The sequence below is a fragment of the Streptomyces sp. NPDC049887 genome, assembly GCF_040656535.1.
Taxonomy (GTDB): Bacteria; Actinomycetota; Actinomycetes; order Streptomycetales; family Streptomycetaceae; genus Streptomyces.
Genome location: NZ_JBFAMM010000006.1, coordinates 191,685 through 207,678 on the forward strand (window position 1 = coordinate 191,685; position 15,994 = coordinate 207,678).

At 71.9% G+C, this 15,994-nt stretch carries 8 protein-coding genes and 1 pseudogene; 7 read left to right on the forward strand and 2 right to left on the reverse strand.

Annotation, left to right across the window (positions count from 1 at the left end; translation table 11 throughout):
• Window positions 1-109: 109 nt before the first annotated feature.
• The 5 genes and pseudogenes from AB0J10_RS10105 to pglZ all read left to right on the forward strand — a co-directional run bounded on the left by AB0J10_RS10105 (window position 110) and on the right by pglZ (window position 9,252).
• Entirely contained in the window at window positions 110-1,132 is a 1,023-nt protein-coding gene (locus tag AB0J10_RS10105; protein ID WP_363059970.1) for an XRE family transcriptional regulator, read from the forward strand.
• A 29-nt stretch (window positions 1,133-1,161) separates the two neighbouring features.
• A pseudogene (locus tag AB0J10_RS10110) lies at window positions 1,162-1,452 on the forward strand (class I SAM-dependent methyltransferase); the annotation flags it as partial.
• A 14-nt stretch (window positions 1,453-1,466) separates the two neighbouring features.
• Window positions 1,467-2,108: a tetratricopeptide repeat protein gene (locus tag AB0J10_RS10115; protein WP_363059762.1), complete on the forward strand. Its 642-nt coding sequence runs from the start codon at window positions 1,467-1,469 to the stop codon at window positions 2,106-2,108.
• 320 nt (window positions 2,109-2,428) lie between these two features.
• Window positions 2,429-6,319, forward strand: a complete 3,891-nt coding sequence (locus AB0J10_RS10120) for a phage resistance protein (protein WP_363059764.1) — start codon at window positions 2,429-2,431, stop codon at window positions 6,317-6,319.
• Window positions 6,316-9,252: a BREX-2 system phosphatase PglZ gene (gene pglZ, locus AB0J10_RS10125; RefSeq protein WP_363059766.1), complete on the forward strand. Its 2,937-nt coding sequence runs from the start codon at window positions 6,316-6,318 to the stop codon at window positions 9,250-9,252. The genes AB0J10_RS10120 and pglZ overlap by 4 nt, the downstream gene beginning before the upstream one ends.
• A 48-nt stretch (window positions 9,253-9,300) precedes the next feature.
• On the opposite strand, the gene AB0J10_RS10130 is transcribed toward pglZ, so the two are convergent.
• Both AB0J10_RS10130 and AB0J10_RS10135 read right to left on the reverse strand, forming a co-directional pair.
• On the reverse strand, window positions 9,301-10,347 hold the full coding sequence (locus AB0J10_RS10130; RefSeq protein ID WP_018892158.1) for a CBS domain-containing protein: 1,047 nt from the start codon (window positions 10,345-10,347) through the stop codon (window positions 9,301-9,303).
• Window positions 10,344-12,161 (reverse strand): DUF262 domain-containing protein, encoded by a 1,818-nt coding sequence (locus AB0J10_RS10135; protein ID WP_363059768.1) that lies wholly within the window; start codon window positions 12,159-12,161, stop codon window positions 10,344-10,346. Before AB0J10_RS10135 ends, AB0J10_RS10130 begins: the two co-directional genes overlap by 4 nt.
• A 186-nt stretch (window positions 12,162-12,347) precedes the next feature.
• On the opposite strand from AB0J10_RS10135, the gene brxD reads away from it, so the two are divergent.
• Window positions 12,348-13,697 carry a BREX system ATP-binding protein BrxD gene (gene brxD, locus AB0J10_RS10140; RefSeq protein ID WP_363059770.1) on the forward strand — a complete coding sequence of 450 codons (1,350 nt, stop codon included), beginning with the start codon at window positions 12,348-12,350 and terminating at the stop codon, window positions 13,695-13,697.
• A complete protein-coding gene (locus tag AB0J10_RS10145; protein WP_363059772.1) occupies window positions 13,697-15,895 on the forward strand; it encodes a DEAD/DEAH box helicase in 2,199 nt (732 codons plus the stop codon). Before brxD ends, AB0J10_RS10145 begins: the two co-directional genes overlap by 1 nt.
• Window positions 15,896-15,994: the final 99 nt, after the last annotated feature.

Here is a 15,994-nt window from a genome sequence, read left to right on the forward strand (position 1 = left end):
CCCGGGCGAGTTACCCACGCGACGTGATGCGTCAAGGGCGGCTCCCACACGAACGGTGGCCGTTAGGGTGCTGGGACACACAGACCCTGACCGCCAGGAGGACGAGCCGGTGCGACGCAGGCAGCTACTCGCGGGAGCAGTCGGCCTCGGGGCCGCCATGGTCACCGGCCAGGGGCGGGCCGCCGCGAGCAGCAGGGCTTCGGACCCCGCGGGTCTGCTGGAAGCCGCTCTCTTCCAACCGCAGGCGGCAGAGCCCATGTCGCTGCCCCGGTTGCAACTCGCTCTCAGCGCCGCACGCCGGGACTTCAGGGCCGCCCGCTACACGGTGCTGGGCGAGAATCTGGGCAGGCTGATCGCCGCTGGCGAAGCCACGCGCGAGGCCACGACTGACGCTGCCCGAGAACAGGCACAGTCGGTGGTGGCGCGCTCGTACGTGCTGGCCAGTGAGTTGGCGGTAAAGGTGCACTCCGATGTCGCGTGGGCGAGCGCCGACCGCGCGCTGAACGCCGCGCGGGAGAGCGGTTGGCCCGCGCCGCTGGGAGAGGCCGCACGGGTCCTGGCGATCGCGATGCGCCGGTCCGGCCGTGCTGGGTCGGCGGTGGACCTCCTCGCCCGCACGGCGGGTGAACTCGGCGCCGAGAACTCGGTGCAGGCCCACGCGGTACGCACATCCCTGCTCTTGACCGGTGCCTACTCGGCCGCGCAGGCAGGCGACCGGGGCACGGCACTGGACCTGACCGGAGAGGCCGAGGAGACCGCCGCCCGACTCGGCGCCGACCCCCGTGCCGAGCTGTACACGGTGGACGCCACCCCGGCGCAGGTGGCCCTATACCGGATCGGCATCCACAACGCCTTGGGCACGCCGGACGAAGGCGTGGCGTACGCCCGCAGCATCTCACCGACGGTGTTCCCCACGGCCGAGCGGCAGGCTCGGTACTGGACGGACACCGCGCGCATGTGGGCACGGATCGGCGACCACCGCCGCACCTACACGGCATTGCGCGCGGTCGACCGGGCCGCGCCCGAGGAGGCTCGCCGACCCTCTGTACAGGCGCTCACCGCCGACCTGCTGTACGCGTCCACCAGCCTGCCCGGACTGCGCGAGTTCGCGGCCCGTACCGGCGCGCGGTGAACTCGCGGGCCCTGCGAAGAGGAATCGCCTTGCCCGCACGACACGACATCGCCGCCGAGACGGAGCTGGGGGACACCTTCGCCGCTTCCGCCTTCAAGGACGACGCGGAGCCGAGCTTCTGCTGGACCCAGTACGCCGGACATGGACCCGGCCCGGAGCTACTGGGCGACCCGCGCTCCGTGCTGGAGATCGGCTGTGGCACCGGCCGTGCTCTCGCCTACCTTGCCGAGCGAGGCATCGATGCCCGGGGTGTCGACCTGTCTCCCGTCATGGCCAAGAAGACCACCGCGAAATGGGGCGGCACCGGCGCGGAGTTCGTCCCTGCACCGGACCGGTGACTACCTCTCCGCCTGGGAGACCGCCCGCATCGCGGCGGACCTCGGGCAGCGGCTCCTCGGCGCGGACCACCGCATGGTCCAGGGCCGGGCGGGCACTGTTCCGGCTGGGCAGGTACGCCGAGGCCGAAGCCGCACTCCGCGCGGTCCGGTACATCCAGGAGCGTCTGTTCGGCGCCGACGACCCCGACACCACCGACAGCGGCTACGGGCTCCAACTGGTGCTGGCGAACCTCGGGAGACGCGAGGAATCCGTCGCGCTGCTCGGTGACACCGTCGCCGGGCGGCGCTCCGCGCTCGGCCCCGCGCACCCGCTGACCCTGCGGGCCCGCGCCGGGCTGCTGGAGATGCTGCCCGCCACCGAGGCGGTCACCCAGGAAGGCGGCGCCCTGCTCGCGCTGCCGTCGGAATGCGATCGGCACCTCGGCCCCGACCACACGGTGACCCTGGGCGCCCGGCACAACCACGCTTGGGCGCTGTACCTCCTGGGCCGCTTCGAGGAGGCGGACCGTGGGATCCGGCGGGTCGCCGCAGCGTATGTGCGGCGCTTCGGGCCCGAGTACCCTGTCGTGCTCGCCGCCCGGCAACTCCGCTCCCGGACCGGGCCGCCCTCGGGCACGTGGACGAGGCGATCGCGCTGATGGCCGACGTTCGTCGAACGGCGGGAACGCGGCCTGGGTCCCGAGCACCCCTTCACGGTCGCGAGCCGGCAACTGCTGGATGCCTACCGATCGGGTCGACGACAGCCGTAGTGCCGACGACAGCACCGGGGCGGTCGCACGGACGGTGCGCGAGGGTATACGGCAGGTGGTCGCCGGGAGTACGGATGTAGGGTGCTGTGCGCAGGCCGTACGGGTGACGTTCAGGACGAGTCGGACCGGCCTCGGGCCCCGGCGGCTGATCCCGCGCGTCCGAGTACGAGCAGCAGCACCGACCACCGTCAGGGAGAGCGAGACCCGCAATGGCCCAGCCGCCCCTCCTCCGCGATGTCATCGACATCAAGAAGAAGATCTCCACTTCGGACTTCGTGCTGTCGCTCGCCGAGGCGACGACACCCGAGGGCGCGCGGAACGCGCTCAAGGACTACGTCGTCACCGAGCGGCTGCTGGAGAACTTCGACGAGGCGCTGGCGCTCATCAAGTCCTCGCTCGACGGGCACCGCTCCAAGGCGGCCTATCTGCACGGCTCGTTCGGTTCCGGTAAGTCGCACTTCATGGCGGTGCTGTACGCGCTGCTCAGCGGCGACCCGGCCGCCCGCGCCCGTACCGAGTTCGATCCGGTGCTGACCAAGCACGAGTGGCTGACCACGGACGGCAAGAGGTTCCTGCTCGTGCCGTACCACATGCTCGGCGCGAAGGCCCTCGAACAGCGGGTGCTCGGCGGATACGTCACGCACGTCAAGAAGCTGCACCCGGACGCCCCGACCCCGCAGGTGTACCGGACCGACTCCCTCTTCGCCGACATCTTCGCCATGCGCGCGAACATCGGCGACGAGGCGCTTATCCGCGGCCTGGGCGGCGGGAGTGAGGCCGACGACGGTGAGGAGGACGAGTGGGGCGAGGGCTTCGCCTGGACCCCGCAGCTCCTGGACACCGCGCTCGCCGCGGAGGAGGACCACGAGGGGGGCACGCCGCTCAACCTCCGCAACCCCTCGACCCCGGCCGAACTGCGGGCCAAGCTGGTCAGCGACGCCGTCACCAACCTCTTCCCCGGCTTCGCCAGGAACGCGGCCGAGGACGAGCACGGCTTCATCTCCCTCGACGCCGGTCTCTCCGTCATCGCCGAGCACGCCAAGTCGCTCGGCTACGACGGCCTGATCCTGTTCCTGGACGAGCTGATCCTCTGGCTCGCCACCCTCATCCACGAGCAGAAGTTCGTCGCCCGCGAGGCCAGCAAGATCACGAACTTCGTGGAGGGCGGCGACGCCCGCCGCGCCATCCCCGTCGTGTCGTTCATCGCCCGCCAGCGCGACCTGCGGGAACTCGTCGGCGAAGAGGTGTCCGGCGCGGCGGAAGCCTCCATCCAGGACACCCTGAACCTCGCCTCCGGCCGGTTCGACAAGATCACGCTGGAGGACCGCAACCTCCCGCAGATCGCCCAGGCCCGCCTCCTCAAGCCGAAGGACGCCGAGGCGGAACGGCTCGTCGACGCGGCCTTCGAGCAGACCAAGCGGGTCGGCACCCAGGTCTGGGACACCCTCCTCGGCTCGGAGAAGGGCACGACCGGCGCGGACGCGGATTCGTTCCGGCTGACGTACCCGTTCTCGCCGGCGTTCATGGACACTCTCGTCCACATCTCGTCCGCGCTGCAGCGCTCCCGTACCGGTCTGAAGCTGATGGGCCAGCTGCTCGCCGACCACCGCAACGAGATCCGGCTCGGGCAGCTCATCCCGGTCGGCGATCTCTACCCGGTGATCGCGGAGGGCGGCGACAAGCCGTTCACCGACAGCCTGAAGGTCGTCTTCGAGGCCGCCGACAAGCTCTACAAGACCAAGCTGCGGCCCTACCTCCTCACCTCGTACGACATCACCGAGGACGACGTCGAGCAGTACGTCAACCGGCCCGAGGCCGTCACCGACCCGCAGCGCGCCAACCGCTGCCGCATGTTCGTCGGTGACAACCGGCTCGTGTGCACCCTGCTACTGTCGGCGCTCGCGCCCAGCGTGCCCGCACTGGCCGAGCTGACGATCCGGCGGCTCGGCGCCCTCAACCACGGGTCGGTCCTCGCCCCCATCCCGGGCGCCGAGGTCGGCATCATCAAGAACAAGATCGCCGAGTGGGCGGCCCGGTTCCCCGAGATCAAGGAGACCGGCACCGACGCCAACCCCGGTGTGCGGCTGGAGCTGTCCGGCGTCGACGTGGACTCCGTCATCGCCAACGCCCAGGTCAACGACAACCCCGGCAACCGGGTCGCCCTCGCCCGGCGCCTGCTGTCCCAGGAACTGGGCGTCGAGCACGGGCAGTTGAGCGACCAGTTCGGCTTCGTGTGGCGCGGCACCGCCCGCACCGCCGAGATCGTGTTCGGCAACGTCGCCGACGAGGACGAGCTGCCCGACCACGACCTGATGCCGCAGGAGGACGGCCGCTGGCGGATCGCGATAGACCTCCCCTTCGACGAGGGCGAATGGGGCCCCGTCGAGGACGTCAACCGCATCCGGCGCCTGCGTGAGCGCCAGCAGGGCGAGCGGTCCCGTATCGTCGCCTGGCTGCCCGCCCACCTGTCCGCGCAGCGCTTCGCCGACTTCCGGCGCCTCGTCGTCATCGACAAGGCCCTCGCCGACGAGCACCGCTTCGACACCCAGTACGCCGGCCACCTCAACGCCGACAACCGCAGCCGCGCCAAGGGCCTCCTCGAAACCCAGCGCGAGGCGCTGCTCAAGCAGGTCAAGGGCGCTTTCAAGCAGGCGTACGGGCTCGCCCGGAAGCAGGCCGCCGACGTCGTGCCCGACTTCGACGACCACCTCGTCGCGCTGCCCGACGTCGACGGCCTCACCCTCTCCTTCGGGCAGAGCCTGCACGACGGCATCCGGCACATCGCGGGCAAACTGATCGCCCACCAGTACCCGGCGCACCCCGACCTCGACCCCGACGGCACCGGTGTCGCCGTCAAGGCCGCCGACACCAAGAAGGTGTTCACCCATGTGCGGGCCGCCGCCGAGGCGCGGGACGGGCGGGTGGAGGTCCCCGCCGCCGACCGCAAGCTCATGCAGCGGATCGCCGGGCCCCTGCGCCTCGGGCAGCAGAAGGAGGCGTACTTCGAGCTGTCCCGCTACTGGGCCGACCACTTCCGGCAGCTCGCCAGCGCCCAGGGCGTCACCGGCGACCTGTCGCTGATCACCCTGACCGACTGGACGGACAAGCCCGACCCGCGCGGCCTGCCCGACTTCCTCGCCCGGCTCGTGGTCGCATCCTTCGCCGAGATGGACGACCGGGTGTGGGTGCGCGGCGGCACCGTACTCGACCCCGCGCCCGAACTGTCCGCGATCAAGGACCATGACGCGCTGCGCAGCCAGCCGCTGCCCCCCGAGGCGGACTGGGACACCGCACGGCAGCGCTTCGAGACGATCTTCGGGCAGAAGGCTCCCGCCCTTCGGCGCGGCCGGATGGTCAACCAGTTCGCACGGCAGCTCATCGAGGCCGCCCGCGCCCACCGGGACCACGCGGCCGACCTGGTCCACCAGCTGGAGGCCCACGCCTCCTTCCTCGGCCTCGACCAGACCGCCGACACCGGACGGCTCGCCCTCGCCCGCCGCTCCCTGCAACTGCTGGACGCGCTCACGGCGGAGGCGGGCAAGGGCGCGGCCGGGGCGAAGAAGACCGTGGAGGCCCTCGCCTCCTTCGACCTGGGCGAGACCAGCGCCGACCGGTACGGGACCTCCATCAAGCAGGCCCGCGGCGTCGCCGAGGCCGTCGCCTCCGCGCCCTGGAGCACGCTCGAACTCGCCGCCGGACTCGGACCCGAAGGCGCGGCGCTGCTCGACTCGCTGCGCAACGTGGCCCGCGACGACCAGCGCACCGCGAACCTGCGCGACGCCCTGGCCCGCACCCAGCGCGAGGTCGTCGCCCTGGTGAAGCGCAGCCAGGCCGCCGCCACCCCGCCGCCCGTGCCCGTCGCGCCGCAGACCAGGGCCGACGACCTGGACCTGGGCAGGCCGACCAGCGACCCGCGCATCCCGTACACCCCGCAGGAGGCCGTCGCGCCGACGCCCTCGGGCAGCGGCTCCGCGCGGAAGGCCGGTGGCCGCCGTACGACCGTTGCACGCGCCGCCGCCGACCTCCAGGCGGAACTGTCCGAACTGGCCGCCCGCCACCCCGACGCGACCATCGAGATCACCTGGAAGGTCGTCGAATGACGGACACCGTCGCAGCACCGGGCGCCGCCGGGGCCGCCCCGGACACCGTCGCCGCTGTCCCGGGCGCCGTCCGGCTGAACACCGCGACCGTCACCCAGTACCTGTCCTCGCAGTCCTCCCTCGCCGCCGCCCTGACCGCGGACGGCGGGGGCAGGCGCCGGGTCGTGCTGCTGCGGTCCGAGCCCCGGTGGGACGGGCCCGCCGAACCCGCCTGGGGCGAGGGCCGGACGGCCGGCGTGGCGCCGGCGCCCTCACCGCTCGCCGTCCACGAACTCGTCCTCGACCATCTGGCGGGCCGGCGCCCCGGCCCCGCCGTCCTCGTGGTCCTCACCGACCGCGAGCAGAACGAACTCGACCCGGCGATCACCGCCCGCGTCCACAAGCAGCGCATCGACATGGTCGACAGCTGGGACGTCGTGCGGGAGGCGTTCGGCGCCCGGCAGATCGACCCGCGCCTGAAGGACGTCGACTGGGCCGCCGAAGCCCTGCTCGAGGCCACCCCGCCCGGCGGCTGGCCCCCGGTGCCCGGCGGCTGGCTGTCGCGGCAGTACGCCCTCACCGCGCTCGCCCAGCGCCGCCTGCGCCTCGGCCGCCACGACACCGAGAGCGGCCCGCGACGCAGTGGTGAGGACCGGCTCGACGCCCAGACCCTGCTGCACTGGTCGACCCGGCCCGGAGCCCCCGAACGGCTGCTGGGCCTGCGCGGTCCCGAGCGCGCCGGGCTGACCGCCTTCCTCGGCGAGCAGGACCAGGCCGGTCTCGCCGGACGCGTTCTGCTCGCTCTCGTCGACGCCGAGCGCGGCGCGGACGCCGCCGCCTACGGCCTCGTGTGCGCGGCGCTGTGGCTGCACGCCGAACCCGCGCCCGAGACGTATCAGTCCCGAGGCCGAGCCGAGCGCTACCTCGGTGACCAGCCCCCGGCCGTCGGCGAACAACTCGACGCCCTGGTGGGCGTCTTCGGACGGTCCGCCGAGGAGTACGTCAGCACGCTTCTGGCGGCCGGACACCGGGGCGGCGGCGTCGATGCCGACCAGGCCCGCGAGGCGCGGCGCACCAGGGGCATCGTGCTCGACCGGGCCGCCGTGCTGGCCCGCCAGTTCGGCGCGGAGGCGGCCGCCGCGGCGAGTCCCGTTCTGCGCGGCGGACTGGAAGCCCGGTTCACCGCCGTCGGGCAGGCTCTCGCGACGGGCGACACGGCCGCGGAGGCCGTACGGCGTCTCGCGGACCACCGGCTCGCCACCGATCCGGAGGAGTCCGCCCGCATCGGACGCGCTCGCATGGGGCAGCGTCTCGCCCTCTGGCTGGCCACCGACCCGTCCACCGACGCACCCAGCGTCGGCGACGTCATACAGCGGCACATCGCCGAGACCGGCTGGGCCGACCTCGCACTGGAGCACATCGAGGCCGGCGGTGACCCGGACCCCGTGCTCAAGGCCGCCTACGACATCCTGGGCACGCGCGTCAGGGACCGGCGGCGGCGGATCGACGCGTCCTTCGCGCACTCACTGGCCGGCTGGACGCAGGACGGCACCCACCCCGGTGGCATGCTCACCGTCGAGACCTTCCTCGACCGGGTGGTCGGGCCCGTGGTGCGGCGGGGAGAGGAACGGCGCGTGCTGCTGCTCGTGCTGGACGGCATGAGCGCGGCCATCGCGAACGAACTCGGCGAGGAACTGCGCCACTCCTGGGCGGAGTTCGACCCGCTGTCCGAGGGCACTCCCCGTCGGCGGGCGATGGCCGCCGCCCTGCCCACCGTGACGGCCGTGTCCCGGACCTCGCTCTTCGCGGGCACCCTGATGAAGGGCACCCAGGCCGACGAGAAGCGGCTCTTCCCCGCGCTGAAGCTGTGGGGCGGGGCACCGGCCGCCGTCTTCCACAAGGACGACCTGCGCACCGAGACCGCGGGCGACACCTTCGGCCCGGCCCTCACCGAAGCGCTCTCCGACGGCAGGACCCATGTCGCCGTCGTCCTCAACGCCATCGACGACCGCCTCGCCAAGGAGCAGAAACTCGGCGACGGCACCTGGCGGGTCGACGACGTGCCCGGCCTGCGCGACCTGCTCCGGGTGGCGGCGGCCCAGGGCATGGCGTTGATCGTGACCAGCGACCACGGCCATGTCGTCGACCGGCACGGCGCGAGGTCCGAGGCGGCCACCGAGCCCGCGTCCGCGCGGCACCGCCTGCCCGGCGGCCCGCTCGCCGAACGGGAGATCGCCCTCACCGGCCCTCGTGTCGTCTGGCCCGAGCCCGGCGCGTCCATCGTCGCGCTCTGGGACGCGGACTTCCGCTACACCGCCCTCAAAGCCGGCTACCACGGCGGGGCCTCCCTCGCCGAGTTCACCATCCCGGTGCTCGCCTTCCTGCCGTTCGGTGCGGAACCGCCCAAGGGGTGGCGGGAGCTGGGGGACCAGCGGCCACCCTGGTGGGCTCCGGAGGAGGCGGGGAAGTCGGTGTCGGACGAGCGTTCGGCTCAGCCGGCCGGCGTGGTTCCGAAGAAGGGGACGACAAAACCCCGCAAGAAGCAGCCCGACCCCGAGTCGCTGCCCGACGCGCTGTTCGACGTGGCGCTGACGGCCGGGGGAGACGACGCCTTGCTCACCCCGACCGTCGTCTCCCGGACCGAGGTGCTCGTCACGGCGCTGCTCGACTCGGAGACGTATCAGGTGCAGCTCGACGGTCTGGCGCGCAAGCCGCAGCAGGAGCAGGTCCACAAGGCCCTCGCCGCCCTGCTCGACGCGGGCGGCACCCTGCCCGTGACCGCGCTCGCCCAGCGAGCGGGCATGCCCACCGCCCGGGGCGACGGCTTCGCCGCGGTCCTGAGGCAGCTCCTCAACTACGACGGCGTACAGGTGCTGGAGACCCTCCCGGACGGGCGCACGCTACGGCTCCACGAGGCGCTGCTGCGCGAGCAGTTCGCCCTCCGAGCGGGCTGAGGCGTTCGGGGTGCCTCTGGCGTTTGTGACCTGAGGCACCCCTCCTCCTCAGGCCGCGAACGCCCGCAGCAGCTTCGCGAACGTCGTCAGCTCGTCGAGCAGCTCCTGCGGAAGCGGCTTCTCGTCGAAGTGGGCGATCCGGTTGCGGATGTCCTTCACGCGCTTCAGCCGGCCGATGAACTGCTCCCTGGGCATGTTGGGCCACTTCAGGGCTTCCCAGTTGGCGTCGGCACGCTCGGCCGGCGCCGTCTTCGTCTGGCCGCCGTCCAGGAGCCTCAGATAGTCGCCGAACATGAGGTCGGAGACCTGGCCGGTGCGGTGCTCCGCCTTCTTGTTCGTCTGGACGGCCTTGATGGCCTCCTCGTCCAGTGCCGCGCCCAGGCAGCGGCGCAGCAGGGACTCGATCTCCCCGACGATGAAGAAGGGCCGCGCCGCGCCCTCGAAGCGGTCCGTGACATCCGCGGCGGTGACGATGCCCGAGAGGCAGCCGTCGTCGCCGCGGACCAGGAGGTAGCCGTGTTCGCGGATGACCGGGAGGGCGGAGAAGAACTCCTGGCGGGTGTCGGCGAGGGGAAAGGAGTCCTTCTCCATCGCGTTCTCCAGCGTCGGAGCCTTGCCCGCCTCGTACATCTTGGCGACGGATCCCCAGGTGACCACCCCATGGATCTGGGCCATACCGGTCGTCACCGGGACCTGCGAGACGCCGTTGGTGCGCATCAGGAACGTGGTCTGCGCCAGGGGGGTGGCGGGGCCGACGGACACCAGGCCGCGCCGCGCCGACGGGATGTCCCCGAGCAGCAGCCGCTGCGGAAGCGCCGCCGACGGCAGCGCCTCCTCCGCCTCGTCCTCCTCCGGGTCGGCGGGGGCGGCCTGCGCGGGGACGGACGCGAGCGGCACCACGTCGACGTCGCTGCGCAGACCGCAGACGGCGAAGTCCGGCAGCGTCGCCAGCCCGGCGTCCGTGAGCGCCTGCGAGATGCGGTGCACCGTCCGGTGGTCGCGGACCCTGACCCGGAACAGGTCGAGGATGTCCTGTACGGGGACGGTTCTGCCCTTGAGCGCGGCGAGGTCCTGGCCACTCGGTGTGGTCGTCATCGGGCGTCGCCCTCCGCGAGGTCGCGGAGCATGGTCCGCTTGCCCATGGCGGCGTGCACCAGATCCTGCAACTGCTTGGAGCGGTCGCGGTAGAAGCGCCCGTAGTCGTTGTCGCGGAGTGCCGCCGGATCGATGAGGTGGGTGGCGAGCACGTCGTCGAACCACTCGGGGCGCATGTCGGAGGCCGCCACCATCGTGGTCAGATAGGAGGCCGGTGCCCCCGTCATGTCCATCGCCGCGCGGTAGGACAGCGGAGTCTTGTTCACGATGGAGTTGGTCGGCAGGCCCTCGCTGCTGCCCCGCCGGAACCAGGTCTTGGGGAAGATCTGCCGGATGTCCACGCCGTACTCGTCCAGCCGTCCGGGGCCGAGCGGCCTGTCCGTGTAGTGCCAGTCCACCGCCCCCTGCTTGACCAGCAGGGCGTAGATGCCCTTGTAGGCGGCGCTGTTGCGGGTGGTGAGGCTGTCGAGCCGGTCGGCGAAGAAGAAGGCGTCCGCCACCGTGTCGGGCGCCCGCTCGTCCTGCGCGATCCAGGGGACCAGCTGCTCGACGTCACGGGTGAAGCGGGTCTCGGTGGAACCGCCGTACATCTCCCCGAGGACGCCGCACCAGAACCACTGGTCGACCTTCTCCTCCGCGCCGAGACCGTCCGTCGCCGTGTCGAGGATGGCGCGGGCGGCGGCGAGCGGGACGAGCTGCGTCTGGTACGGCAGGTCGTTGGGACGGACGATGCACTGCCGCTCCAGGAAGTCGCCCACCCAGGCGAAGGCGTCGGCGAGTTTCGGCGCCAGCCGGACGAAGTCGGCCAGGGGAAGGTCCAGCAGATCCCGGCGCTTGCACGACACCGTCGCCCCGGTGCCCGCCTGCTTCCGCTCCCAGGTCCGCACCAGGGCGATGGCCTGCAGGAAGTCGATGCTGCTCAGCCCGTTCTCGATGCCCCGGTCCAGACGGCCGAACACCGGGTACTTCGCCGCCAGCCCCTGTTTGACCTCCCGCCACACCTCGGGGAGCTGGTAGTAGTCCCCGGTCCGGTCCACGTACCCGCGGTCCCCGGCGTAGGTCGCGGTGAGCAGTTCGAAGACGTTCAGGGGCACCCCGCCCGTGTTGACCCGCTCGAACACCGCGCAGACGGCGTCCATGGAGGTGGACGCGGCCAGCCGGATCATCGGCACCTGGAAGGAGCGGATCTGCTGCAGGACCGACTCGTCGAACCGGCCCCACAGATCCCAGTTCCGGTCCTCGTCCGCCTTGATGTACGCCTTCTTCCAGAGGTGCACGCGCTGGGCGTCGAAGACGAGGTGCAGAGGGAAGAGGCCGGCCGCGCACTCGCCCTCGGTGGTGCTCAGGTCCAGCACCACCGTGCGGTTGAAGTCGGTGCGGAGCACCTTGTCCGCCGGTACGGAAAGGATGGCCTCGTCGCGGTCCGCGGACGCGCCGACGGCCTTGGCGATGTCGACGTAGTACCAGCGCTCGACGGGCTTGCCCCGGGCGTCCGCGGTTTCCACCGGTGCGTCCAGCCACAGGGCCTGGAAGAGGGAGGTGAGGCGCTGCTGCCCGTCCAGCAGGAGGAGGTCCGCGGCCGGGTCCCCGTCCGGGCGTGCTCCGGTGAGTGTCCGGGAGCGGAATCGGGTGGCGCCGCCGGTCTGCAGCGTCATCACCACGCCGAGCGGGTAGTCCAGCGTCACCGTCGCGATGATGGCGCGGATCCGGTCGTCGTCCCACTTCCAGTTCCGCTGGAAGTCCGGCAGTTGTAAGGATCCCGACGCCACGTCCGCGAGTACGTCCTTGAGCTTCACATTGTCGAGAGCCGCCACGTTCGTCCCACTCCCACCCTGGCGTATGTACGGAGAGTGATTCCAGCAGTATCTCCGGGTGACAGTCAACCGGTTCGGCGAAGCGGGCGCCTCGCCGCGGTGCCGCGTGCAGCGCCGACCCACCGACCGGCCGCCGTCCTCCGGTCCGGGTACGGGAGTCTCCTTGCAAATGGAAGACTGCTGCCCGTGAGCACCACCGGATCCCAGCGCCCCGCACAGGTGAGCGCCGCCCGCCGCCGTACCGTCATCGACGCGCTGCGGCGCGGTGCCGTGCCCGACAGCGGACTCGACCTGCTGGCCACCGGACTCGACCGGTTCGAAGCGGCCCTGGACGCCGAACTGGATGCCGTGGCGACCGGCGGCTCCGTGTTCAAGGCCGTGCGGGGTGAGTACGGGTCCGGCAAGACGTTCTTCACCCGCTGGCTGGGGGAGCGGGCCAAGCGCCGGAACTTCGCCGTGGCCGAGATCCAGATCTCGGAGAACGAGACCCCGCTGCACAAGCTGGAGACGGTCTACCGGCGGCTCACCGAACGGCTCACCACCTCCAGTTTTCCGCCGAGCGCGCTGCGGCCCGTCGTCGACGCCTGGTTCTACGCACTGGAGGAGGACGCCCTCGCGGCCGGTGCGACCGAGGAGGAGCTTCCGGGCGAGGTGGAGAAGCTGCTCGTCGCACGGCTCGCCGAGGTCTCCCGGCACGCCCCGTCGTTCGCCACCGCTCTGCGCGGCTACCGGGCCGCCCTCGCGGCCGGCGACGAGGCCACCGCCGCGGCAGTCCTGGCGTGGCTCGGCGGCCAGCCGCACGTCGCCGCCTCCGCCCGCCGGTCCGCCGGGGTACGCGGCGACCTCGACCACTTCGGCGCGCTCGGGTTCCTGCAGGGGCTCCTCACCGTGCTGCGCGACTCCGGGCACACCGGGCTGTTCGTCGTCCTTGACGAGGTGGAGACGCTGCAGCGGGTCCGCTCGGACGCCCGCGACAAGGCACTCAACGCGCTGCGGCAGCTCATCGACGAGGTGCACTCGGGCCGCTTCCCCGGCCTCTATCTGGTCATCACGGGTACCTCGGCCTTCTACGACGGTCAGCAGGGCGTGCAGCGTCTGGCGCCGCTCGCCCAGCGGTTGGCCACCGACTTCACCACGGACCCGCGCTTCGACAACCCTCGCGCCGTGCAGATCAGGCTTCCCGGCTTCAACCAGCAGTCCCTGGTCGGACTCGGCCTCACCATCCGTGACCTGTACTCCGATGCGGCGCACATGCCCGAGCGCGTGCGCGAGGTCGTCGACGACGCGTATGTCGCCGACCTCGCGGAGGCCGTCGGTGGGGCGTTGGGCGGGAAGGTCGGAGTGGCCCCCCGGCTGTTCCTGAAGAAGCTCGTCGGGGACGTGCTCGACCGCGTGGACCAGTTCGACGACTTCGACCCCCGCCGGCACTACCGGCTCACCGTCGCCGGGAGCGAACTCACCGACGTCGAGCGGAACCTGGCCGCCGCGGTCTCCCGGGACTCCGCGTCGGCCGACGACATCGACCTGGAGCTGTGATGGCGGGCGCGGGACCCCCGGCCGGGAAGGGGCCGGGTGACGGGCAAGCCGACGTACTGGACCGGCTCGACCCCGTCGTCCTGCACCACATCGTGAACACCCTCGGCTGGCCCGATCTGCGCCCCCTGCAGCGGGCCGCGATCACGCCGCTCATGGCGGGCCAGGACGCCGTACTGCTGGCTCCGACGGCGGGCGGCAAGACGGAGGCGGCCTGCTTCCCCCTGCTGTCGGCGATGACCGAGCAGAAGTGGACCGGCACTTCCGTGCTGTACCTGTGCCCGCTCAAGGCACTCCTCAACAATCTGGTCGGCCGGGTCGACGCGTACGCCCAGTGGCTGGGGCGACGAGCCGCGCTCTGGCACGGCGACACCAAGGAGTCGACCCGGCAGCGGCTCCGGGCCGAGGCGCCGGACATCCTGCTGACCACGCCCGAGTCGCTCGAGGCGATGCTGATCGGCGTCAAGACCGACCATGCCCGCCTGCTCGGAAGCGTCCGGGCCGTCGTCGTCGACGAAGTGCACGCGTTCGCGGGGGACGACAGGGGATGGCATCTGCTCGCCGTGCTCGAACGGCTGGAGCGGGTCACCGGACGGCCCATCCAGCGCGTCGGGCTCTCGGCCACCGTCGGCAACCCGGCCCAGTTGCTGCACTGGCTGCAAGGCGCGGGCGCCGGCAGCCGCGCCGGCCAGGTGGTCGCCCCCGAAGTGCACCTGCCGGCCACAGCCGGCAGCGGAAGCGGCGACACGGCGAGTCGCGAGCCGGCCGGAAGGCCTGCGGGCGAAGTGGAGCTCGACTACGTCGGTTCACTCGACAACGCGGCCAAACTCATCGCGGCGCTGCACAGAGGAGAGAAGCGGCTCGTCTTCTGCGACTCGCGCCGCCAGGTCGAGGAGCTGGGCGCGGCGCTCCGCGCGCGAGAGGTGACCGTCTTCCTGTCCCACGCCTCGCTCTCCGTCGATGAACGCACCCGCTCCGAGCAGGCGTTCGCCGAGGCCCGCGACTGCGTCATCGTCTCCACGTCGACCCTTGAACTCGGCATCGACGTCGGTGACCTGGACCGCGTCGTGCAGATCGACTCGCCGGCCTCCGTCGCCTCGTTCCTGCAGCGCATCGGCCGCACCGGACGGCGGCCCGGCACGGAGCGGAACTGTCTGTTCCTCGCCACCCGCGAGGAGACACTGCTGCAGGCGGCGGGACTGCTGCTGCTGTGGTCGCGGGGCTGGGTGGAACCCGTCGTCCCCCCGCCGGAGCCGCGTCACCTGGTGGCTCAGCAACTGCTCGCCGTCACCCTGCAACAGCACAAGCTGGGCGACCGGTTGTGGGACCGGCAGTGGAACGGCCTCGCCCCCTTCGACACGTCGGCCGCCCCCATCCTGCGCTTCCTCACCAAGGAAGGCTTCCTGGACAGCGACGGTGGGATGCTGTTCGTCGGCCCCGAGGCGGAACGCCGCTTCGGCAAAAGGCACTTCATCGAACTCACCGCCTCCTTCACCGCACCTCCGCAGTTCACCGTCCTGTCCGGACGCACGGAGATCGGCCGCACCGACCCGAGCGTGCTCACCGAGGAACGCCCCGGCCCCAGGCGGTTGCTGCTCGGTGGACGCAGCTGGCAGGTCACCTACATCGACTGGCTGCGCAAACGCGTCTTCGTCGAACCGGCGGACGGCGGCGGAATCGCCAAGTGGATGAACGGCGGCGTCGCCGGACTGTCGTACGCCCTGACGCGCGCCATGCGCGAGGTGCTGCTCGGCACGGATCCGCCGGTCTCCCTCACCCGGCGTGCGCAGGCGTGCCTGACCGGACAGCGAGAAACCGACGCACCCGACTCCGTCCACCCGGGCGGCACGCTGATCACGCGTGTCGGCTCCGACGTCCGCTGGTGGACCTGGGCCGGCTACCGCGCCAACGCCACCCTGGCAGCCACCCTCCGGTCGGTCGCCGACCCTCTGCAACGGCCCACCGACAGCTGGCTGCGCCTGCGCGAAGACCTCACCCCGGCCGCCTGGCGCACGGCCCGTGAGAGCGTCGTCGAGAACCTCGTAATGCCCGACGTGGACCGCCGGGCCGTACGCGGCCTGAAGTTCTCCGCCGCCCTCCCGGAACGCCTCGCCGTGGCCACGGTGGCGGCCCGCCTGGCCGACTTCGAGAGCGCCCGCTCGGTGCTCGGCGAGTCGGCGCGCTTTCAGTTCAACGGCTGAATCACAACGAGCCGGCGCGGCAGCTGTGGCCGGCAGTGCGCACTTTCGGCAGATGGCCGAGGAGCAGAAGGCGGGGGTGAACAAGGCCCGGCTGTATCC